19 protein-coding genes are annotated in these 21,216 nt (G+C 72.7%); 12 read left to right on the top strand and 7 right to left on the bottom strand.

The features are described from left to right. The first annotated feature begins 275 nt into the window (after positions 1–275). From C7M71_RS01040 to C7M71_RS01010, 7 genes are all read left to right on the top strand, one after another. The gene (locus C7M71_RS01040) at positions 276–1,364 is read left to right on the top strand and encodes an ABC transporter substrate-binding protein (protein WP_229758452.1); all 1,089 of its coding nucleotides are present in this window, start codon (positions 276–278) and stop codon (positions 1,362–1,364) included. 44 nt (positions 1,365–1,408) lie between these two features. Next, on the top strand, positions 1,409–2,989 hold the full coding sequence (locus C7M71_RS01035; RefSeq protein ID WP_114914120.1) for a sugar ABC transporter ATP-binding protein: 1,581 nt from the start codon (positions 1,409–1,411) through the stop codon (positions 2,987–2,989). Continuing rightward, positions 2,982–3,941: an ABC transporter permease gene (locus C7M71_RS01030; protein ID WP_111491315.1), complete on the top strand. Its 960-nt coding sequence runs from the start codon at positions 2,982–2,984 to the stop codon at positions 3,939–3,941. The genes C7M71_RS01035 and C7M71_RS01030 overlap by 8 nt, the downstream gene beginning before the upstream one ends. Further along, positions 3,938–5,002: an ABC transporter permease gene (locus C7M71_RS01025; RefSeq protein ID WP_111491316.1), complete on the top strand. Its 1,065-nt coding sequence runs from the start codon at positions 3,938–3,940 to the stop codon at positions 5,000–5,002. The genes C7M71_RS01030 and C7M71_RS01025 overlap by 4 nt, the downstream gene beginning before the upstream one ends. After that, on the top strand, positions 4,995–5,885 hold the full coding sequence (lsrF, locus tag C7M71_RS01020) for a 3-hydroxy-5-phosphonooxypentane-2,4-dione thiolase (RefSeq protein ID WP_111491317.1): 891 nt from the start codon (positions 4,995–4,997) through the stop codon (positions 5,883–5,885). The genes C7M71_RS01025 and lsrF overlap by 8 nt, the downstream gene beginning before the upstream one ends. 67 nt (positions 5,886–5,952) lie before the next feature. Next, positions 5,953–7,611 (top strand): glycerol-3-phosphate dehydrogenase/oxidase, encoded by a 1,659-nt coding sequence (locus tag C7M71_RS01015; protein WP_111491318.1) that lies wholly within the window; start codon positions 5,953–5,955, stop codon positions 7,609–7,611. Further along, positions 7,608–9,122, top strand: a complete 1,515-nt coding sequence (locus tag C7M71_RS01010; protein WP_111491319.1) for an FGGY-family carbohydrate kinase — start codon at positions 7,608–7,610, stop codon at positions 9,120–9,122. The genes C7M71_RS01015 and C7M71_RS01010 overlap by 4 nt, the downstream gene beginning before the upstream one ends. Positions 9,123–9,200: 78 nt before the next feature. Here C7M71_RS01010 and kdpC read toward each other — a convergent pair whose 3' ends face one another. The 5 genes from kdpC to C7M71_RS30435 form a co-directional block, all read right to left on the bottom strand. After that, entirely contained in the window at positions 9,201–9,809 is a 609-nt protein-coding gene (gene kdpC, locus C7M71_RS01005) for a potassium-transporting ATPase subunit KdpC (protein ID WP_111491320.1), read from the bottom strand. A gap of 29 nt (positions 9,810–9,838) precedes the next feature. Next, positions 9,839–11,974: a potassium-transporting ATPase subunit KdpB gene (gene kdpB, locus C7M71_RS01000; protein ID WP_111491321.1), complete on the bottom strand. Its 2,136-nt coding sequence runs from the start codon at positions 11,972–11,974 to the stop codon at positions 9,839–9,841. Between the two features lie 3 nt (positions 11,975–11,977). After that, positions 11,978–13,636, bottom strand: a complete 1,659-nt coding sequence (gene kdpA, locus C7M71_RS00995) for a potassium-transporting ATPase subunit KdpA (RefSeq protein ID WP_111491322.1) — start codon at positions 13,634–13,636, stop codon at positions 11,978–11,980. Position 13,637: 1 nt separating this feature from the next. Beyond that, complete coding sequence (gene kdpF, locus C7M71_RS00990) at positions 13,638–13,727, bottom strand: K(+)-transporting ATPase subunit F (protein WP_111491323.1); 90 nt, start codon at positions 13,725–13,727, stop codon at positions 13,638–13,640. A 61-nt stretch (positions 13,728–13,788) separates the two neighbouring features. Then, a complete protein-coding gene (locus C7M71_RS30435; protein WP_162824093.1) occupies positions 13,789–14,007 on the bottom strand; it encodes a hypothetical protein in 219 nt (72 codons plus the stop codon). A gap of 335 nt (positions 14,008–14,342) precedes the next feature. On the opposite strand from C7M71_RS30435, the gene C7M71_RS00985 reads away from it, so the two are divergent. The 5 genes from C7M71_RS00985 to C7M71_RS00965 all read left to right on the top strand — a co-directional run bounded on the left by C7M71_RS00985 (position 14,343) and on the right by C7M71_RS00965 (position 18,193). Beyond that, positions 14,343–15,629 (top strand): S53 family peptidase, encoded by a 1,287-nt coding sequence (locus C7M71_RS00985; protein WP_111491324.1) that lies wholly within the window; start codon positions 14,343–14,345, stop codon positions 15,627–15,629. A gap of 185 nt (positions 15,630–15,814) precedes the next feature. After that, entirely contained in the window at positions 15,815–16,327 is a 513-nt protein-coding gene (locus tag C7M71_RS00980; RefSeq protein WP_111491325.1) for a mycothiol transferase, read from the top strand. Positions 16,328–16,781: 454 nt separating this feature from the next. Continuing rightward, a complete protein-coding gene (locus tag C7M71_RS00975) occupies positions 16,782–17,417 on the top strand; it encodes a LysE family transporter (protein ID WP_175607614.1) in 636 nt (211 codons plus the stop codon). 149 nt (positions 17,418–17,566) lie between these two features. After that, positions 17,567–17,887 carry a hypothetical protein gene (locus C7M71_RS00970; protein ID WP_111491331.1) on the top strand — a complete coding sequence of 107 codons (321 nt, stop codon included), beginning with the start codon at positions 17,567–17,569 and terminating at the stop codon, positions 17,885–17,887. A 36-nt stretch (positions 17,888–17,923) separates the two neighbouring features. Continuing rightward, on the top strand, positions 17,924–18,193 hold the full coding sequence (locus C7M71_RS00965) for a hypothetical protein (protein WP_162824092.1): 270 nt from the start codon (positions 17,924–17,926) through the stop codon (positions 18,191–18,193). Between the two features lie 92 nt (positions 18,194–18,285). On the opposite strand, the gene C7M71_RS00960 is transcribed toward C7M71_RS00965, so the two are convergent. Next, positions 18,286–19,797 carry an APC family permease gene (locus C7M71_RS00960; RefSeq protein ID WP_111491327.1) on the bottom strand — a complete coding sequence of 504 codons (1,512 nt, stop codon included), beginning with the start codon at positions 19,795–19,797 and terminating at the stop codon, positions 18,286–18,288. Positions 19,798–19,860: 63 nt separating this feature from the next. Beyond that, on the bottom strand, positions 19,861–21,144 hold the full coding sequence (locus tag C7M71_RS00955; RefSeq protein ID WP_114914119.1) for an amidohydrolase family protein: 1,284 nt from the start codon (positions 21,142–21,144) through the stop codon (positions 19,861–19,863). Between the last annotated feature and the right edge of the window lie 72 nt (positions 21,145–21,216).

Genomic DNA, 21,216 nt, shown 5'->3' with positions numbered 1-21,216 from the left:
GGTAGTACGGCTCTGCGGCAGTACGGCTCCGACCCTCTGAAGCTGTCCCCCCGATCATGCCACGCCCAAGGGGCTGTCATGACAGGACCATTACGGCCAGGTTGCCCTTCCCGGTGATGCCCTGGCCAAAACGCCGAGAGTGTGACCTCGGACACATTCCGACTGGCCCTCTGGTGAACCTGTCATTACAGGTCTGTAATGACTACTCAATCCCAGCGGCTCGCTTCCCAGGAGGCATCATGCGCATCCCTTCGACCCCGAGACGCCGTCGCGCTGTGACCGCGGCCACGCTCGCCGCCGCCGTGGCGGTACTGGTCTCGGCCTGCGGTTCCGGCGCGGGCGCCGGAGCGGCCGGCGGCGATGCCGGATCGTCCGGCAAGAACGCGGGCAAGCCGTTCATCGCCCTGAGCAACGGCTTCATCGGCAACGGATGGCGCCAGACCATGGTCGCCTCGTTCGAGGCCGCCGCGAAGCAGGCCCAGCAGGACGGTCTGATCGGCAAGTACAAGGCCGTCAACGCGCCGGGCGACAACTCGGCGACCGAGCAGATCGCCCAGATCAAGAGCCTGCTGCTGCAGAAGCCCGACGCGCTGCTCATCGACCCGTCCTCGCCCACCGCCCTCAAGCCGGTCATCCAGCAGGCGTGTACCGCCGGCGTCAAGGTGGTCGTCTTCGACTCCGCGATCGACGCCCCCTGCGCCCATGTGATCCAGAACAGCTTCACCGACTGGGCCACCGACGCCGCCAAGCCGCTGCTCGACGGCATCGGCGGCAAGGGCAATGTCATCGTCAGCCGGGGCGTCGTCGGCTCCCAGCCGGAGGCCGAGATGTACAAGACCACCCAGGACATCCTCGCCACCTACCCGGGCGTGAAGACCGCCGCGACGGTGACCGGCATGTGCGACGGCGCCACCGCGCAGAAGGCCGTGCTCGGCGTGCTCTCCAGCGTGCCGAAGGTGGACGGCGTCATCGGCTGCGGCGACGGCTACGGCGTGGCCCAGGCGTTCACCACCGCAGGCAAGCCCGTCCCCGCGGTCACCTTCGAGACCAACGGCCGCGCCCTGAACTACTGGAAGGACAACCGGATCGACAACGGGTCGGTCGCCGTGATGTCCGACCCGGGCCAGTCGGTGGCCGCCCTCTGGGAGGCGCTCGACCTGCTCGACGGCAAGGACGTCCCCCAGCACATGACCCTGCCCATCGTCCTGGTGGAGCAGAAGGACCGGGACGCCTGGGCCGCCGTCCTCAAGCCCGACCAGTACGCCGCCTGGCCGTGGACCCGCGACCTGTTCCGGCAGCAGGTCGAGGCGGCCAAGAGCGGCGGCGCCCCGGTCCAGCCCCCGGTCCCGACGGCTGCCGGCTGACCGGACGACCACACCAGGCCGGACCACCACACCAGGAGCGAGGCATGCACGTCGACAAGCTGCCGGCGGGACCGCTCGCGGTCCCGCCGGGGGAGGGCCGAGACCCCTCCGCCGTACGGACCGTGGTCGCCGCCCGCGGCGTGACCAAGACCTACGGCCCGACCCGCGCCCTCAGCGGAGTGGACCTTGAGGTCCGCGCCGGCGAGGTGCTCGGCCTGGTCGGCCACAACGGCGCCGGCAAGAGCACCCTGATGCGCGTCCTCGCCGGTCTGGAGGGGTGCGACCAGGGCGCGGTCACCGTGCTGGGACACGAGGTCCCCGGCGGAGCCCGGCCCCGGGAGCAGGACTTCCGCACCGTACGCATGGCGTACCAGGAGACCTCGCTCTGCCCCGACCTCACCGTCGCGGAGAACATCTGGCTCTCCTCCCGCCGCTGCCTGCCCCGGGCGCGCTGGCGGCGGGCCGCAGGCGAGGCGGTGCGGCGGCGGCTGGACGAGATCTTCCCCGGCCACGGCGTCTCGCCCCGCGACCGGGTCGAGGACCTGACGCTCGCCCAGCGGCAGATGGTCGAGATCACCCGTGCGAGCCTCGCCGAGCCACTGGACCTGCTGATCCTCGACGAGCCGACCGAGTCGCTCGGACCGGACGCGGCGCACTCCCTGTACGCCTATGTCCGCACCCTCACCGCCCGGGGCACCGCGGTCCTGCTCATCTCGCACCGCATCCGCGAGGTCCTCTCGGTGGCCGACCGGGTCGCGGTGATGCGCGACGGCGCCGTCGCCGAGGACCGCCGGGCGGCCGGGCTCGGCGAGGACGACGTGCTGCGCCTGATGGGCGCCGAGGTGGCGCTGCGCAGCGCACCCGGGCGGACCGCCCCCGCGCCCGCAGCCGACGCCTCCCCGGCCGCCGAACTGCGCGACGCCACCGGCCCCGGCCTGCGCGGCGTCAGCCTGCGCGTCGCCAAGGGCGAGGTGGTGGGCCTGGCCGGGCTGGCCGGACAGGGCCAGCAGCAGGTGCTGGAACGCCTCTGGCGTCCGGTGCGCCGGGACACCACCGTCCACGGCACCCGGGCCTTCGTCCCGGGCGACCGGCAGCGCTCCGGGGTGCTGCCGCTCTGGACGGTCGCGGAGAACCTCATCGTCTCGGGCATGCGCACCCTCGCCCGGTACGGGGTCCGCCGGACCGCCGAGGAGCGCGCCGTCGTCCTGGACTGGGTCGGGCGGCTGGCGATCCGGGGCGGCGCCGACGCCGCGATGACCGAGCTCAGCGGAGGCAACCAGCAGAAGGTGATCGTGGCCCGCGCCTTCGCCTCGGCGGCGGACCTGGTGCTGCTCGACGACCCCTTCCGGGGCGTCGACGTGCACACCAAGACCGATCTGTACGGACTCATCCGGGCCGAGGCCGCCCAGGGCCGCAGCGTCGTCTGGTACTCCAGCGAGAACGCCGAGATGGCGCACTGCGACCGGGTCTATGTCTTCCGGGCCGGGCAGGTCGTCGCCGAGCTGACCGGCCCGGAGATATCCGAGGAGCGGATCATCGCCGTCTCCTTCGCCGAGTCCGACCAGCGCCCGGCCGCCCCCTCGCGGGCCGCCGCCAACCCAGCCGGAGCACACCGCCATGACTGATGTCCTCACGTCGGCGCTGCCGACCAGAGCCGGGGTGCGCAGAGCCGCGCCGGCAGCGGTCAGCGCAATCGCCCTGGCCGCCATGGTCGCGGTCTGCGCCTCCCTCCAGTCGGGGGTCCTGACTGTTCCGGGGTTCGCGCTCGTCCTCTCCGCCGCCGTGCCCCTCGTCTTCGCGGCCCAGGCCCAGATGATGCTCATGTCGGTCGGCGACATCGACCTCGGCATCGGCGCCTTCGTCGGCCTGGTCACCGTCATCGCCGCGACCAGGCTGGTCACCTCCCCGCTGACCGGCGTCCTGATCCTGCTGGCGCTCGTCGCCGGGTACGCCGTCCTGGGCGCGCTCATCCACCTGCGCCGGGTGCCCGCCCTCATCGCGACGCTGGGCGCGTCCTTCGTCTGGCTGGGCCTGGGACTGTCCGTGCTGCCCACCCCGGGAGGGACCACCCCGGACTGGCTGGCGTCGTTCGGCGCCTGGCAGCCGGCCGGGTTCCCGGCGCCGCTGCTGCCGATCCTCGCGGTCGCCGCACTGGTCCACCTGTTGGCCGCCCGCAGCGCCCTGGGCGTCCGCATCCGCGCCCTGGGCAGCAATGCCACCGCCCTGGAACGCGCCGGGCTGCGCCCGCTGACCTCGCGGGTGGTCGCCTACGCCGCCGCAGGCGCCCTCGGGGTGCTGTCCGGGCTGCTGCTGGCCTCGCAGACCGGCGGCGGCGATGTCTCGTCGGCCTCCAGCTACACCCTGATCACCGTGGCCGCCGTGATCCTCGGCGGCGGCAGCTTCCGAGGCGGCAGCGCCGTCCCGTGGGGCGTGGCCATCGGCGGGGTGACCCTCGGCCTGGTCAGCGTGACGCTCAGCCTGCTGGACGTGCCGTCCACCATGCAGTCCGCCGTCCAGGGCGCCATCGTGCTGGCCGTCCTCGCCGGCCGGGTGCTGATCGGGAAGGTGCTGCGATGAACCCCCGTACCCTGCTCACCCGCCCCTGGATCTGGGGATTCCTCGCGGCCCTGCTGGTCTGGCTGGTCATCCTGGCGGTCTCCGGCCAGGGCGGCGGCCAGACGGTCTCCCTGGCGCTCTCCCTGGCCCCGTACCTGATCGTCGTCGGCATCGGCCAGATGCTGGTCGTCACCGCCGGACCGGGCAATATCGACGTCTCCGTGGGGCCGGTGATCTCGCTGGCCGGGTTTGTCTCCGTCGGGGCCACCGCCTCCACCGGCTCGGTCGTCCTCGGCATCCTCGCCGGGATCGCGGCGGGCCTCGCGGTGGCGGCAGTCAGCTCGGTCGCGATCCTCGGGCTGTCCGTCCCCCCGATCATCGCCACGCTGGCGTCCGGCCTGGTGGCCTCCTCCTGCACGCTCGCCCTGGCCGAGGGCTTCACCGCGCTGCCCGACCCGGGACTGCGCCGACTGCTCAATCTGCGCCCGGCGGGAATCCCGCTGCCGGCCGTCGCCGTCGCGGCGCTGACCGTGCTGACCGTCCTGCTGCTGCGCGGCACCACCTACGGGCGGTCGCTGACCGCCGTCGGCCAGAACGCCCGCGCCGCCGAGCGGGCCGGAGTCCCCGTCACCCGGGTCGTCGCCGCGACCTACCTGGCCAGCGGCGCACTGGCCGGACTCACCGGCGCCCTGCTGGCCACCTACATCGCGCCCACCCCCGACCTGGGGACCCGCTATCTGCTCGACTCGATCGCGGTGGTCGTCATCGGCGGGACGCTCATCTCCGGCGGCCGGGCCGTGCCGGTCGGCGTCTGGGGCGGAGCGCTCTTCTTCATCCTGCTGGACGGCCTGGTCAACCTGGTCGGCTGGAGCACCGCAGCGCAGAACCTGCTCAAGGGCTGCCTCGTCCTCTTCGTCCTCTTCCTGGCAGGCGGCGGCAGCCGCCGCCCCGGCCCCGCACCCTCCCGTACCAGGCACCGGCCGCCCAGCGGTCCGCCGCCCCACACCTTTCCGACAAGCACCACCCCGACAAGCACCACCCCGACAAGCACCGCCACTACAGAAGGACAGACCCATGGCTGACACCGACGACCTGCGTGAGGCCCGCGACTTCGCCGGCCCCCGGACCACCACCGCCGGCGGCTTCCACGTCAAGGGCGCCCAGGCCCAGGACTGGGGCCTCCAGAACCGGCTCTCCCGCATCTTCCGCCGGGACACCGGACGCACCGTCATGCTGGCGTTCGACCACGGCTACTTCCTCGGCCCGATGGCGGGCCTGGAGCGCCTGGACGCCACCATCGCCCCGCTGGTCCCCGACGCGGACGCGATCATGATGACCCGAGGCGCGCTGCGCACCAGCATCCCCCCGCACAGCGAAGCGGGCATCGTGCTGCGCGCCAGCGGCGGCCCCAGCGTGCTGCGCGACCTCTCGGACGAGCACCTCGCCCTGGACATCGAGGACGCCGTCCGGCTGAACGCCGCCGCCCTGGCCATCCAGGTCTTCATCGGCGCGGAGCACGAGTCGCGCTCGGTACGCAACCTCGCCGCCCTGGTGGACGCCGGACAGCGGCACGGCATCGCCGTCCTGGGCGTCACGGCCGTCGGCAAGGACATGGTCCGCGACGCCCGCTACTTCCGGCTGGCCACCCGGATCAGCGCCGAGATGGGCGCACATGTCGTCAAGACCTACTACGTCGAGCAGGGCTTCGAGACGGTCACCGCCGGCTGCCCGGTGCCGATCATCGTGGCGGGCGGCAAGAAGCTGCCCGAACTGGACGCCCTGACCATGGCCTACCGCTCGATCCAGGAGGGCGCCGCCGGAGTGGACATGGGCCGCAACATCTTCCAGAGCGAGCACCCGGCCGCGATGCTCGCCGCCGTCCGCGCCGTCGTGCACGACCAGGTCAAGCCCGAGGAGGCGTACGAGCTGTTCCGGGGGCTCGCAGCCGACTCCGCCTCCGCCTGACCTCTGCGCGGGTGCCGGTCCCGGTGCGGGCCACCGGGACCGGCACCCCTCACCTCCGGGAGCTCCCATGTCGCAACACCACTCCGACGGCCAGGACATCGCCGACCTCGCCGTCGTCGGAGCCGGGATCAACGGGCTGGCCATCGCCCGCGACGCCGCCGCGCGCGGCCTGCGCGTCGTGGTGGTGGACCGCGCCGACGCCGGGTCCGGCACCTCCAGCACCTCCAGCCGACTGATCCACGGCGGCCTGAAATACCTCGAACGCTATGACTTCACGCTGGTCCACGAGTCCATCCGGGAACGGCACCTGCTCTTCCGCAACGCCCCGCACCTGGTCCGCGACTACCCCATGCTCATCCCCTTCTACGCGGGCAACAGCAGGCCGGGCGCGCTCATCCGGCTCGGCCTCGCCGCGTTCGACGCCATGGCGGTGGGCCGTGGCCGGGGCCGCAGCCGCAGCGTCTCCACCCGCCGGGTGGCCCGGCAGTGGCCGCACCTGTCGACCAAGGGCCTCCGGGGCGCCGCGCTCTTCCACGACGCGCAGGTGCCCTGGGCGGAGCGGCTCTGCGTGGAACTGCTGCTGGACGCCCGCCGCCTCGGCGCGCAGATCCTGACCCACACCACCGTCACCGGGCTGATCCGCGACGGCGACCGGGTGTCCGGCCTGCGCACCCGGGACAACCGGACCGGCCACGAGCGCGAGGTCCGGGCCCGCCTCACCGTGAACGCCGCCGGCCCCTGGATCGACCAGGTCCTTGACGGCCAGATCAGCTCCCGGCGGCTCAACGGCGGCACCAAGGGCAGCCACGTCATCGTGGACCCCTTCCCCGGCGCCCCCGAGACCTGCATCTTCTTCGAGGCCGCGTCCGACCAGCGGCCGATCTTCGTCTTCCCCTGGGAAGGCCGCTACCTGCTGGGCAGCACCGACCTCAGCTACGACGGCGACCTGGACGAGGTCATCGCCGACGACGCCGAGATCGACTACCTGCTCAGCGAGACCAACCGGATCTTCCCCAGCGCCGGGCTCACCCCCGGCGACGTGCTCTACAGCGTGGCCGGCATCCGCCCCCTGCCGTACACGGCCGACGTCACCGACAACGCCGCCATCAGCCGCGGCCACACCGTGCTCGACCACGCCCCCGCCCACCCGGGCCTGCTCTCCGTCATCGGCGGCAAGCTGACCACCCATCGGGCGCTCGCCGAGGACGTCACCGACCAGGCACTCAAGGTCCTGGGCCGCGCGCCCCGGCCGTGCACCACCCGCACCCGCCCGCTGCCCGGCGCCGACACCTCGCACTGGCCCGCCTTCCGCCAGGACTTCCTCGACTCCCCGGTCCTCACCCCCGCCCAGCGCCGCCGGCTGCTCGACCTCTACGGCGTACGGGCCCGGCAGGTGCTCGCCCTCGCCGAGGCCGACCCGGACCTGCTGGACACCGTCGACCAGGAGTCGGGCGCGATCGGCGCCGAGGTGGTCCTCGCGGTCCGCGAGGAGGGCGCCGCCACCCTGGGCGACATCCTGCTGCGCCGCACCCTCATCGGACTCGGCGGCGACATGGGCCGCGCCGCCGCCCCCCGCTGCGCCCGCATCGCCGCCCCGCACCTGGGCTGGGACGAGGACCGCATCCAGGACGAGCTCGCCGGCTACGACCGGGAGCTCCGACGCTTCCGACCCCGTACGATGCAGGACCCGGCGGCCACCGCCACCAGCGACAGGAGGGCGCTGTGACCACCTGCTACCTCGGCGTCGACGTCGGTCTGACCGCCACCAAGGCGGCGGCCTTCGACGCGGACGGCCGCGAGCTGCACATCGTCACGGCCAGGACGCCGCGCACCTGCGTCACGGCGCACCGCCACGAGGTGGACATGGCGGTCCTGGCCGACACCGTGCTGACGCTGCTGGAGGAGCTGGCCGCCAAGCTGGCCGCCGACGGCTACGTCCCGGCCGGTATCGGCGTCGCGGGCCACGGCAACGGCCTCTACCCGGTCGACGCGGAACTGCGGCCCGTCGGCGCCGCCATCGCCTCCTCCGACAGCAGGGCGCAGCGGATCGTGGAGGCCATCGCCCCCGAGGCGGCGGCCCGGCTGGCGGCGGAGACCGGCTCCATCCCCTGGGCCGCCCAGCCCAGCGTGCTGCTGCGGTGGCTGCGCGACCACGAGCCGGAGACCTACCGGGCCACCCGGTGGGCGCTCTCCTGCAAGGACTGGGTGACCTCCCAGCTCACCGGGGTCGCCAGCGCCGACTACAGCGATGCCAGCGCCTTCGGCATGGTCGCGCTGGACACCCGCCGCTACACCGCCACGGCGCTGGACCTGGTCGGCCTGCCCGCCGACGACCTGCGCCGCTTCCCCGCCCTGCGGTCCTCCGGCGAGGTGGTCGCCGGGCTGACCGCGCAGGTGGCCGCCCGTACCGGACTGCCCGAGGGGCTGCCGGTCGTCGCGGGCGCCATGGACTGCGTGGCGGCGACCCTGGGCGCGGGCGGTCGCGAACTCGGCGATGTCACGGTCATCGTGGGCACCTGGGCGATCAACGGCGTGGTGGTGCCGGCCGGTACTCCCGCGCCCCGGGTCACCCTCAGCGCCCTGCTGCCCGACCCCACCCGGATGCTCGCCATGGAGGTCGCCCCGACCTCGGCCGCCAACCTGGAGTGGCTGGCCTCCGCCTCGGTACCGCACGGCCGGGTCGGCGGCGTGTCCCCGGTGGAGCTGCTGCGGGAGGCGGCCACCGTGCCACCGGGCGCGGAGGGCCTGCTCTTCCTGCCCTTTGTCAACGGCGCCCCCGAGCACCCCGCCGCTTCCGGGACCTTCCTCGGCATCTCCGGCCTGCATCGGCGCGGCCATCTCACCCGGGCGGTCATCGAGGGGGTCGCCCAGTACCACCGGGTGCAGCTCGACCGGGTCGTGGTGAGCGGGGCCGAGGTGGGGGACCGCCCCTGGCGGATCGCCGGCGGCGGCGCCCGCTCCGAGGTCTGGGCGCAGATCTTCGCCGATGTGCTGGGCCGCCCGGTCCGCCGCCAGCTCACCAGCGAACTCGGCGCCCGGGGGGTCGCCTCGCTGCTGCCCGCAGCCCTCTCCCAGGACGCCCGGCCGTGGTCGGTGGACGACGCGGACGACCTCTGCGTACGCCCCGGACCCGACCGCGCCGCCTATCTGCGCCAGGCCGAGGTCTTCGACCGGTGCCTCGCGGCCGTGCCGGCCGCCTGGACGGAGGTCGAGCAGTACCGGACCGCCATGCCGTAGCCGGTGTCTGCTGCGTCGGCCGCCCGGTGCGGGTCACTCCCTGACCGGCACCGGGCGGCGTCCGCTACCTCCGCTGTGTCACCGCAGTGCCGCCAGCGCCCGGTTGAGTTCCAGGACGTTCACCCGCTCATTGCCGAGGAAGCCGAGCGGCCGGTTCCGGATGTGCTCCTCGACCAGCCGGGCGACGGCCGCCGGGGCCAGCGCGCGGGCCCGGGCGACCCGGTTCACCTGCTCGCGGGCGTACGCCGGGGAGATGTCCGGGTCCAGGCCGGAGCCGGAGGCGGTGACGGCGTCGGCGGGGACCCGGGAGGGGGTGACGCCGTCGAAGGCGGCGACGGCGTCCCTGCGCGCCCGGACCGTCCTGGCGAGGTCCGCGCTGTTGGGGCCGAGGTTGGAGGCGCCGCTGGCCGTGGGGTTGTAGCCGGCGGCGGAGGGGCGGGGCTGGAACCACCGGGGGTCCGGCCGCCCCGAGGTGCCGGGCAGGTCGAAGCGCTGGCCGATGAGGCTGGAGCCGACGGTCCGCCCGTCGGCCTGCACCAGCGAGCCGTTGGCCTGGTGGGTGAAGACCGCCTGCGCGGCGCCGGTGATCAGCAGCGGGTAGGCGAGGCCGAGCAGCACGGTCATCACCAGCAGCATCCGCAGCGCCGTGAGGTGGGAGCGCAGGGCGGTGGGGAGGGGCTTGGACATGAGGGTGTCTCCGTTCTCTCCGGGCCGGGTCAGCGGAGCCCGGGGACGAACTGGACAAGGAGGTCGATGAGTTTGATACCGGCGAACGGCAGCAGCAGTCCGCCCAGGCCGTAGACCCAGAGGTTGCGCCGGAGCAGCGCGGAGGCCGAGGACGGCCGGTAGCGCACACCGCGCAGGGCCAGCGGGATCAGCACCACGATGATCAGGGCGTTGAAGACGATCGCCGAGGTGATTGCGGACTGCGGGCTGTGCAGCCGCATGAGGTTGAGCCGGTCCAGGCCGGGATACGCGGCGGCGAACATGGCCGGGATGATCGCGAAGTACTTGGCGACGTCATTGGCGATGGAGAAGGTGGTCAGCGCGCCCCGGGTGATCAGCAGCTGCTTGCCGATCTCGACGATCTCGATCAGCTTGGTGGGGTCGGAGTCCAGGTCCACCATGTTGCCGGCCTCCTTGGCCGCGGTGGTGCCGGTGTTCATGGCCACCCCCACGTCGGCCTGGGCCAGCGCCGGGGCGTCATTGGTCCCGTCGCCGGTCATCGCCACCAGCGTGCCGCCGGCCTGCTCCCTTCTGATCAGGGCCAGCTTGTCCTCGGGGGTGGCCTCGGCGAGGAAGTCGTCGACGCCCGCCTCCTCGGCGATGGCCCGGGCGGTCAGCGGGTTGTCGCCGGTGATCATGACGGTTCTGATGCCCATCCGGCGCAGCTCCGCGAACCGCTCCCGGATGCCGTGCTTGACCATGTCCTTGAGGTGGATCACGCCGAGCACCCGGGGTACGGCCCCCTCCTGGGAGGCGACGACCAGCGGAGTGCCGCCGGACGCGGAGATCTGCTCCACCAGCGCGGTGACCTCGGCGCCGACGGTGCCGCCGTGCTCGGTGACCCAGTCGGCGACCGCGCCCGCCGCGCCCTTGCGGATCCGGCGGGTGGTGCCGTCCTCGGTGAGGTCCACGCCCGACATCCGGGTGCGGGCGGTGAAGGGCACCCAGTCGGCGTGGCCGAGTTCGCCGGAGGTGCGGGCCCGCAGACCGTACTCCTCCTTGGCGAGGACGACCACCGAGCGGCCCTCGGGGGTCTCGTCGGCGAGCGAGGAGAGCTGGGCGGCGTCGGCCAGTTCGGCGGCGTCGACGCCGCCGGCGGTGAGGAAGGCGGCGGCCTGGCGGTTGCCGAGGGTGATGGTGCCGGTCTTGTCCAGCAGCAGGGTGCCGACATCGCCGGCGGCCTCGACGGCGCGGCCGGACATGGCGAGCACATTGCGCTGCACCAGGCGGTCCATGCCGGCGATGCCGATCGCCGAGAGCAGCGCCCCGATGGTGGTGGGGATCAGGGCGACCACCAGGGCGGTCAGCACGATCAGGGTCTGCGGGGCGCCCGCGTAGGAGGCCATCGGCTGGAGGGTGACGACGGCCAGCAGGAAGACGATGGTGAGGGACGCCAGCAGGATGTTGAGGGCGGTCTCATTGGGGGTCTTCTGCCGGGCGGCGCCCTCGACCAGGGCGATCATCCGGTCGATGAAGGTCCTGCCGGGCTCGGAGGTGATCTTCACGACGATGCGGTCGGAGAGCACCCTGGTGCCGCCGGTGACGGCCGACCGGTCGCCGCCGGACTCGCGGATGACGGGGGCGGACTCGCCGGTGATCGCCGACTCGTCCACGCTGGCCACGCCCTCGACCACGTCCCCGTCGCCGGGTATGGTCCCGCCGGCCTCCACCAGGACGTGGTCGCCGGGCCGCAGCGCGGCGGCGGAGACCTCCTCCTCCGGGGCGCCGGACCGTCCGGGCTGCCAGTCGGTCAGCCGCCGGGCGACGGTGCCGGTCCGGCTGCGGCGCAGGGTGTCGGCCTGCGCCTTGCCCCGGCCCTCGGCGACGGCCTCGGCCAGGTTGGCGAAGACCACGGTGAGCCAGAGCCAGACGGTGATCACCCAGGCGAAGACACCGGGGTTCCTGAGCGCGGAGAAGGCGGTGACCACGGCCCCGACCTCGACCACGAACATCACCGGGTTCCTGGCCATCACCCGGGGGTCGAGCTTCCGCACCGCGCCGGGCAGGGAGGCGATGAGCAGCCTGGGCTCCAGCAGCCCGCCGGAGACCCGGTGCGGCTCGCCCCCGTCCCCCGCGGGCGACCTGGTCGGCCGGGGGGTCCGTTCACGAGTGGAGAGAGACGACATGGACTACAGGCCCTCCGCGATCGGACCCAGCGCGAGCGCCGGGAAGTAGGTGAGGCCCACCACGATCAGCACGACCCCGGACAGCAGGCCGACGAAGAGCGGCCGGTGCGTGGGCAGGGTGCCGTCGGTGGCCGGTACGGGCTGCTGCCCGGCCAGCGAACCGGCCAGCGCCAGCACGAAGACCATCGGCAGAAAGCGCCCGAAGAGCATCGCCAGCGCCAGCGCGGTGTTCCACCAGGGGGTGTCCACGCTGAGCCCGGCGAAGGCGGAGCCATTGTTGTTGGCGGCCGAGGTGAAGGCGTACAGCACCTCGGAGAAGCCGTGCGGCCCGGCGTTCAGCATCGCCGCCCGCTCGCCGGGCAGCGCCATCGCCAGGCCGGTGCCGACCAGCACGATCGCGGGTGTGGTGAGGACGTAGAGGGAGGCGAACTTCATCTCCCGCGCGCCCAGCTTCCGGCCCAGGTACTCCGGGGTGCGGCCCACCATCAGCCCGGCGACGAAGACCGCCACGACCGCGAGCACCAGCATCCCGTACAGGCCGGAGCCGACCCCGCCGGGGGCGATCTCGCCCAGCATCATGTCGAAGAGCGTCAGACCGCCGCCGAACGGCGTGTACGAGTCATGGAAGGAGTTCACCGCGCCGGTGGAGGTCAGGGTGGTGGACGCCGCGAAGAGCGACGACCCGGCGATCCCGAACCGCTGCTCCTTGCCCTCCATCGCGGCACCGGCGAGCCGGCCGACCGAGCCGCCGTGGCGGGACTCGAAGAAGGTGATCAGCACCGTGGACGCCACCCAGAAGAGCGCCATCACGGAGAGGATCGCGTAGCCCTGGCGGTGGTCCCTCACCATCCGGCCGAAGGTGCGCGGCAGCGCCACCGGGATCAGCAGGATGAGGAAGATCTCCAGCAGGTTGCTGAACGGGTTGGGGTTCTCGAAGGGATGGGCGGAGTTGGCGTTGTAGAAGCCGCCGCCGTTGGTGCCCAGCTCCTTGATGGCCTCCTGGGAGGCCACCGGGCCACCGGTGATCGGCTGGGTGCCACCGGTCAGCGTATGCACCTCGGTCAGGCCGTGGAAGTTCTGTACGGCGCCCGAGGCCACCAGCACCAGGGCGAAGACGACCGCCAGCGGCAGCAGCAGCCGGAAGGTGACCCGGGTCAGGTCCACCCAGAAGTTGCCGAGGCGGTCGGTGCGGCGCCGGGTGAACCCCCGGAGCAGCGCGGCCGCCACGGCGATGCCCACCGCCGCCGAGACGAAGTTCTGCACCGCAAGCCCGGCCATCTGCACCAGGTGGCCCATGGTCGACTCGCCCGCGTACGACTGCCAGTTGGTGTTGGTGACAAAGGAGACGGCGGTGTTGAAGGCGGTGTCCGCCCTGACGGCCGGGAAGCCCAGGCTGAGCAGCAGATGGCTCTGCAACCGCTGGAAGCCGTACAGGAAGAGCACCGACACGGCGGAGAACGCCAGGACGCTGCGCAGATAGACCGGCCAGCGCTGGTCCGCGTCGGCGTCCACGCCCACCAGCCGGTAGAGGACGCGCTCGGCTCCGAGGTGTCGGGGAGAGGTGAACAGGTGGGCCAGGTAGTCGCCCAGCGGGCGGTAGCAGGCGGCCAGGGCGCTCACCAGGAGGCCGGCCTGGAGCCAGCCCGCGAGAGTGGCGTTCATCTCAGAACTTCTCCGGGTGGATCAGGGCCAGTACCAGGTAGCCGACCAGCAGGACGGCGACGATCAGACCGACGATGTTCTCCACACTCATTGCTCCACCTCGGGACGGCGGGCGGGCGGTGGCAGCTGCGGCACGGAGCCGGCCGGCGCGCTCACAGGCGCTCCACCCCCCGCGCGACCACCGCGAGGACGACGAAGACCAGGACCGTGACGCCGATGAAGACGACGTCGAGCATGAGATCACCCGGAAGAGGTTGCGGCGTGACCGGGCACGCCCCCTGCGAAGGGGCGGAACCGGTGCCGATCGAAGACCGACCCCTGTAGGGAACCGCTTCCCAGGGGCCGTCAGGAGCGCCCTTGATGGTTCCCATACAGCGCTGCTCCGGCTCTTGACGGACCCTTGACACCGCTTCCGGCCTGCCCTTTCCCGCCACTGGCAGAGAGTCGCCACGCCGTCCGGCATGCGGACGGCCATGTCCATGCAAACGGTTGCTCATGGCCACCCCCGCCCCGGTAAAGCACGGGTAGAGCTTCCGTCCGCGCCCTTGTTCGTCATGGACATGCCTCCTAGGTTGACCACCGCCGCGCTCGTCGGCAGCACCACACCACCCCGCATGACCTGTGCTCCGCCAGGCCGTGGGCTCACCACGCCCGCAACGGCCTTCCCTGCCGCCTCTCCAAGGTCACCGCCCCAGGAGGTCCCACCGTGCGCACCATCCCCAGCGCGGCCCGCCGCCGCACCGCCCTCACCGCCACCGCGGCGCTCGGCCTGGCCGTCTCCGGCCTCGCCGCAGCCGCCCCGGCCGACGCCCGCACCACCGCCGGCGGCCTCACCCCCTCGGTCACCTGGTCCCGCTCCTGCGCCCAGGCGACCACCCCCGGCATCGAAGCCTGCAAGGCCCTCCGGGTCACCGGCGGCACCACCGCCTTCATGGCCGCACAGGCCGCAGCCACCGGCACCGCCCCGCACGCCACCGCCGCGACCCCCTCGGGCTACGGCCCCTCGGACCTCCAGGCCGCCTACGGCCTGGCCACGGCCGCCGCCTCCAAGGGGACCGGCCAGACCATCGCCATCGTGGACGCCTACGACGACCCCAGCGCCGAGTCCAACCTGGCGACCTACCGCGCCCAGTACGGACTGCCGGCCTGCACCACCGCCAACGGCTGCTTCAAGAAGGTCAGCCAGACCGGCAGCACCACCTCGCTGCCCTCCGCCGACGCCGGCTGGGCCGAGGAGATCTCGCTCGACCTCGACATGGCCAGCGCCATCTGCCCGAACTGCAAGATCCTGCTGGTCGAGGCGAAGAGCGCCTCCATGGCGAACCTCGGCACCGCAGTCAACGAGGCCGTCACCCTCGGCGCCAAGTACGTCTCCAACAGCTACGGCGGCTCGGAGTCCTCCTCCGACACCAGCTATGACAGCAGCTACTTCAACCACCCGGGCGTCGCCATCACGGTGAGCGCCGGCGACTCCGCCTACGGCGCCGAGTACCCGGCCGCGTCCCGGTATGTCACCGCAGTCGGCGGCACCGCGCTCACCAGGGACAGCTCCAGCAGAGGCTGGACCGAGAAGGTGTGGAAGACCAACTCCACCGAGGGCACCGGCTCCGGCTGCTCCAAGTACGACGCCAAGCCGTCCTGGCAGACCGACACCGGCTGCACCAAGCGCACCATCTCCGACGTCTCCGCCGTCGCCGACCCCGCCACCGGCGTCGCCGTCTACGACACCTACGGAGGCGACCCGGGCTGGATGGTCTTCGGCGGTACCAGCGCCTCCTCGCCGATCATCGCCGCCGTCTACGCGCTGGCCGGCCCCCCGTCGAGCGGCTCCACCCCCGCGTCCTTCCCCTACGCCCACACCACCGCGCTCAACGACGTGACCACCGGCAGCAACGGCAGCTGCTCCCCGGCCTACCTCTGCACCGCAGGCCCCGGCTACGACGGCCCGACCGGCCTCGGCACGCCGAACGGCACCACCGCCTTCGCCGGCTGACCCCCCACCCAGCGCCCGCCGCCCGGCCGCAGCTCCTGCGCCGGGCGGCGGTGCCACGCCGCCGCCGCCGTCGCAACACGGCGCAGCCCCGGGTGTTGCTGCCCGCCTCCCGGGCGGCGGGGACTCATCGTGGAAGACGCGCACCGTCCGCCGGGCGGTGGTCAGAGCTGTGGTGAGGGAGCGAGATGAACGGCACGGACGTACTGGCCGACGCCTTCGGGCGGATCCGGGAGACGGTGCGGGAGGTGGTGGGCGGCCTGTCGGCCGACGAGCTCAACGAGCGGTTGGACGGGACCACCAACTCGATCACCTGGCTGGTCTGGCACCTGACCCGGATCCAGGACGACCACATCGCCGACGCCTCCGGGCTGGAGCAGGTCTGGACGGCGAAGGGCTGGGCCGCCTGCCTCGACCTGCCCCTGCCCTCGCACTCCACCGGCTACGGCCACAGCGGCCGGCAGGTCGCGGCCGTCCGGGTGGACTCCCCCGACCTGCTGCTCGGCTACCACGAGGCCGTCCATGAGCAGACCCTCGCCTTCCTCGGAACCCTCGATGACGCGGCGCTCGACCGCGTCGTCGACGAGTCCTGGGACCCTCCGGTGACGCTGGGGGTCCGCCTGGTCAGCGTCGTCGGCGACGACCTCCAGCACATCGGGCAGGCGGCCCTGCTCCGGGGCGTCCTGGAGCACCGGTCCTGACCTTTCGGGTACATCGGAAAATACCTCTTGACTGCTGCCATACAGGGAGCAGACTGGTCAGTACACCAGACAACCGGAGCGAGCCGCACCGCCGACGGAGACGTCCATCGGACCGAGTGACCCGAATCTTGGCTCTGGCCAGGCCCCCGGTGGGGTAACCCCGGTACCGGAGATCCCAGCGACGACTGGGACTCAGGGTCCCGGGGGGAGCGCCGGGGGCTGTCGTATGCCCGTACTCCCTCGGCTTCTGCCCGGACTCCCTCGGCTTCCCGGCTGCCCTTCGGCCCGGCGGTCTCCGGGGGCGAGCGTCAATGGAGTTGCCCGGGCGGCTCCGCCGACCGCAGGATCTGCCCATGACCACGACCACTGCCTTCCTGCCGCCGACCCGTACCGCCCGACCGGCGCGGGTCCGGCAGCAGCCCGGCCGACCGCGAAGGCCGACCTCCGCGCGGTCGTGACCGCCGCCCTGGTCGCGGGGCTCCTCGCCGGCTATGGCATCGCCATGCCCGTGGGAGCGGTCGCGACCTATCTGGTGGCCCTCACCGCCCGGACGTCTCCGAAGACCGGCGCCTGTGCCGCCCTGGGCGTCGCCACCGCAGACGGCGTCTATGCGCTGATCGCGACGGTGGGGGGCTCCTCCCTCGCCCATGCGCTCCAGCCGGTCATGCTGCCGCTGCGCTGGGCCTCGGGCCTGGTGCTGATCGCGCTGGCGGTCCGGAGCGGCGCTGCGGCCATCGGCCGGTACCGCAGAAGCGAGGAGGCCACCCGGGAGGGCAAAGGGGTGCCGATCAGCCCCGCCCGTGCCTATGCGGGGCTGTGGGGGATCACCATGCTCAACCCCACCACCGTGGTCTACTTCGCGGCCCTTGTCCTCGGCAGCCGGACCGCGACGGCGCCGGACCGGCTGGAGCAGGGCGTCTTCGTCCTCGCCGCCTTCGCCGCTTCCGCCAGTTGGCAACTGCTCCTCGCCGGCGGCGGCGCACTGCTGGGACGGGCCCTGACCGGCGGTCGCGGGCGGTTCATCACCGCCATGGCCTCCAGCACCCTGATCACCGTCCTCGCCCTCCGCCTGCTGCTGTCGGAGCCCTGACTACCGCAGCGGGCAAGGGAGTTATGCGGGTTTTCACTCTTCACGGTGGATTGAAGCCCATCTGGCCCAGTCTGTCCCGTTCAAGTCGCCATAGTCGTTCCAGGAGGGCGGGACGCACGCACTCCGAGCGACCACAGATGGGACTTGAGGTGACCACAGGAATCAAGGGATGTGACAACCAGTCCAACTCCTACGTGTCGTTCGTCAACCAGGAGCACGCGGGGGACAGCCAGACCGTCAACCCGAGGTCCTACGGGGACGTCTATGCCTGGATCTCCCAGCACAAGGAGCGGCCGCTGAGCGTCCAGACGGGGCGGGGCAGGTGCGTGATCTGGGACGACAACTGGAAGATCAAGGCGGAGTGGGACGACGGGGGCGGTGAGTTCATCCTGGCGAACGTCCGCCGCAGTCCACAGGACTTCGGCATGACCGTCAGCAGCACCGGTGACATCACCATCCACGAGCGTTGACCCGAGGTACCTGCGAGAGTAGCCAGGGGGCTGCGGATGTCCATGTCGGACTGGAAGATCACCGGCCAGTTGGAGAACCTCACCGGGAATTGGGTCTACTACGTGTGCTCGGGGATCGCGGCGTTCGCCAACCTGCACCTCAGCCGGCACGTTGACAACCCCGGTCAGGACCACGTGGCGACCAACAACGGCGAGTACTACTACTACGGCGTCACCGGGACGTTCAACCAGGCGGCGCAGCACGCTCCGCAGGCGGTCAGGCAGGCGCTGGTGGACGCCTGGAACAACTACTTCACCGTCAGGTGACACCGCCTCGGTCCCACCCCCGTATCCGGCTGCGCTCGGGCACAGGCAGCCGGATACGGGCCCGGTGAACCCTCGGGGGTCCGCTCCCGGGGTCAGTCGCGTTCCACGTCCACGGTGGTCAACTGCGCGTACCGCTGCGGGTCGGTGCGGCGGATGTGCCGTGCGACGGCGAGGCCGAGGCAGAACACCACGGGAATCGGGGCCACCAGCCCGAGGTTGATCGCGCCGGACGCCCCGGTGAGCAGGTCGAACCGGATGGCCGCGAGAACGGTGAGCACGCTGATGCCCAGGCAGGAGAGCAGGGGCGCCCAGACGGCCCGGAACGCGGAGACCCCTCGGCGGTCCCGGCGGAAGAAGCCGAACACCGCCAGGGCGGCGAGGGCCTGCATGGCCATGATGCCCAGGACGCCGGTGCCGTTCGGCCAGAGGAAGACCACCGCGTACGGGTCGGCGCCGCTGAGGGCCCCGACGGCGATCACGGCCGCCGCGACCAGGCTCTGCATCGCCACGGCGGTGCCGGGGGAGCCGCTGCGGGGGGAGACCCGGCCCAGTCGGCGGGGCAGCAGCCCCTCGCGGCCGAGGGCGTACAGATAGCGGGCGGCGGCGTTGTGGAAGGCGAGGGTGGCGGCGAAGGCGCTGGTGATGATCAGTACGTGCATGCTGTCGGAGAGCCATGAGCCGACGAAGCGGCCCGCCGCGTTGAAGACCAGGTCGGACCCGTCGCTGCCCTGGGCGACCCGCACCGCGTCCTTGGCACCGTAGGCCCCCATCACCACCCAGACGGCGAAGGCGTAGAAGACGGCGAGGAAGCCGACGGCGACAAAGGTGGCCCGGGGCACGGTGCGCCGGGGGTCGCGGGCCTCCTCGGCGTAGATCGCGGTCGCCTCGAACCCGGTGAAGGCGCCGATCGCCAGCACGAACATGCCGGCCACGCCCGCACCGCCCAGCGAGGTCGGGTTGAGCGCCGTGAAGTCCAGCGCCGCAGTGCCCCGGTGGCCCAGCACGCCGCCCTCAAGGATCAGCAGGACCACGACCTCCAGGACCAGCGCGAGCCCCAGCACCTTGGCACTGAGGGTGACCCGGAGCCAGCCGAGGGCGCCGACACCGGCGATGCAGATCGCCGACCAGAGCCACCAGGGCGAGGAGAAGCCGGTGAGGTCCCTGACGCCGCCCGAGGCGAAGAAGCCGAAGCAGGCGACGAGCCCGATCTCCACCAGGTTGTAGGAGAGGACCGCCACATAGGCCGTCCCGACGCCGGTCGCCTTGCCCAGGCCGCGCGCCACATAGGCGTAGAAGGCGCCGGCGTTGCGGACGTAGAGGCTCATCGCGGTGAAGCCGGCGGCGAAGAGCGCCAGCAGCCCGCCGGAGAGGATGTAGCCGAGCGGGGTGGCGAGTCCGCCCATCGCCATGGCGGCCGGGGCGACGCCCGCGACGGCGGTCAGCGGGGCTGCGGCGGCCACCACGAAGAAGACCAGGTCGGACACGCCGATGGCGGAGCTGGTCAGGGCGGTGTCGCCGGGGGAGGGCGGCTTGGCGGCGCGCGGACCGTGGGGGGCGGGTGCGCTTGGCGGCGCCGTGGGGGCGTCGGAACCGGTGGTGGCCATGGGACTCCTTGCTGGGCTGGGGGAGGGGGAGGGTGAGGGGCGGAGCGGCGCCCGGGCGGTGCGCTACCAGGCGCGCTCGATGCCCGGTTCGGGGGTCGGCAGGCCGGGCACCGGGCAGCCGTCGGTCGCCACCACGCGGCCGGCGTGCATCACCAGCAGCCGCCGGGGATGGGCGGCGACCGCCTCGGCGACGCTGCCGGCCGCGACGGCGACCAGGTCGGCGCGGTCGCCCGGCCGGAGTCCATAGCGGTCCAGGCCCAGCGCGGCGGCGGCCTCCGTGGTGACCAGCGAGGCCGCCAGGTGCAGCTCGTCGTCGGTCATCAGCTCGGAGCGCAGGCCGATGACGGTCGCTCGCTCCAGCATGTCGCCGGTGCCGTAGGGCCACCAGGCGTCGCGGATGTTGTCGGAGCCTGCGAAGACACGGACGCCCGCCTCGCGCAGCCGCAGTACGGGCGGCATGGGCCCGGCCGGGCCGTTGGTGAGGATGGACACCCCGGCCTCCGCCAGCGCCGAGGCCGTGCGGGCGAAGGTGGCGTCGTCGATGTCGCCGAGGCAGTAGGCATGGCTGACCGTCACCCGGCCCCCCAGGCCCAGCGCGGCAGTGCGGGCCGCGATGTCACGCAGCTGCGCGGCCCCGACCTCGCGGGGGTCGTGCAGATGGAGGTCGACGCCGACGCCATGCCGCTCGGCGAGCCCGAAGACGATGTCGAGCTGTCCGTCGATGTCGCCGTCGAAGCCGTGCGGGTCCAGGCCGCCGACCAGGTCGGCGCCGTCGCGCAGTGCCGCGTCCAGCAGGGCGGGGACGCCGGGTGCGGTGACCACCCCGCTCTGCGGGAAGGCGACGATCTGCACCGTCATCAGCTCGCGGACGCGCTCGCGGACCTCCAGCAGCGCGTGCAGGCCCGCCAGGCCGGACTGCGGGTCGATGTCGACATGCGACCGGGTGTGCCCCGTACCGTGGCCCACCATCCGGTGGACCAGTGCCAGGGCGCGCTCGGCGACCGGCACGGTGAGGCGGCGCCTGATGTCGAGCTCGGCGGTGACCCGCTCACGGATCGTGCCGCCGGCCTGATGCGGCTGCCAGGGCGCTCCGAGGAACGTCTTGTCCAGGTGGGTGTGGCCGTCCACCAGCGCCGGGAGCAGAAGCGCACCGGCCAGGTACAGCCGGCGGCCGTCTGCCCCGTCTGCCCCGTCGGCCTCTTCGGCCCTTGCGGTGGCCGCCTCGGTGGGCGAGGGGCGCTCATGGACGGCTGCGACGAGACCGTCGCGCAGGGACACGTCCGCGCGTCGGCCGTCCGGCAGGGTGACATCGGCCAACACGGTGGGGTGTGAGGGGGTGCTGTGCATCAGGACTTTCCGAACGCGTGAGGGTACGGCCGGATGGCCAGGCACAAGCTACTTGGTATACCGAATACCAAG

It is taken from the genome of Peterkaempfera bronchialis (assembly GCF_003258605.2).
Taxonomy (GTDB): Bacteria; Actinomycetota; Actinomycetes; order Streptomycetales; family Streptomycetaceae; genus Peterkaempfera; species Peterkaempfera bronchialis.
This window is presented reverse-complemented; position numbering and strand designations above follow the sequence as displayed.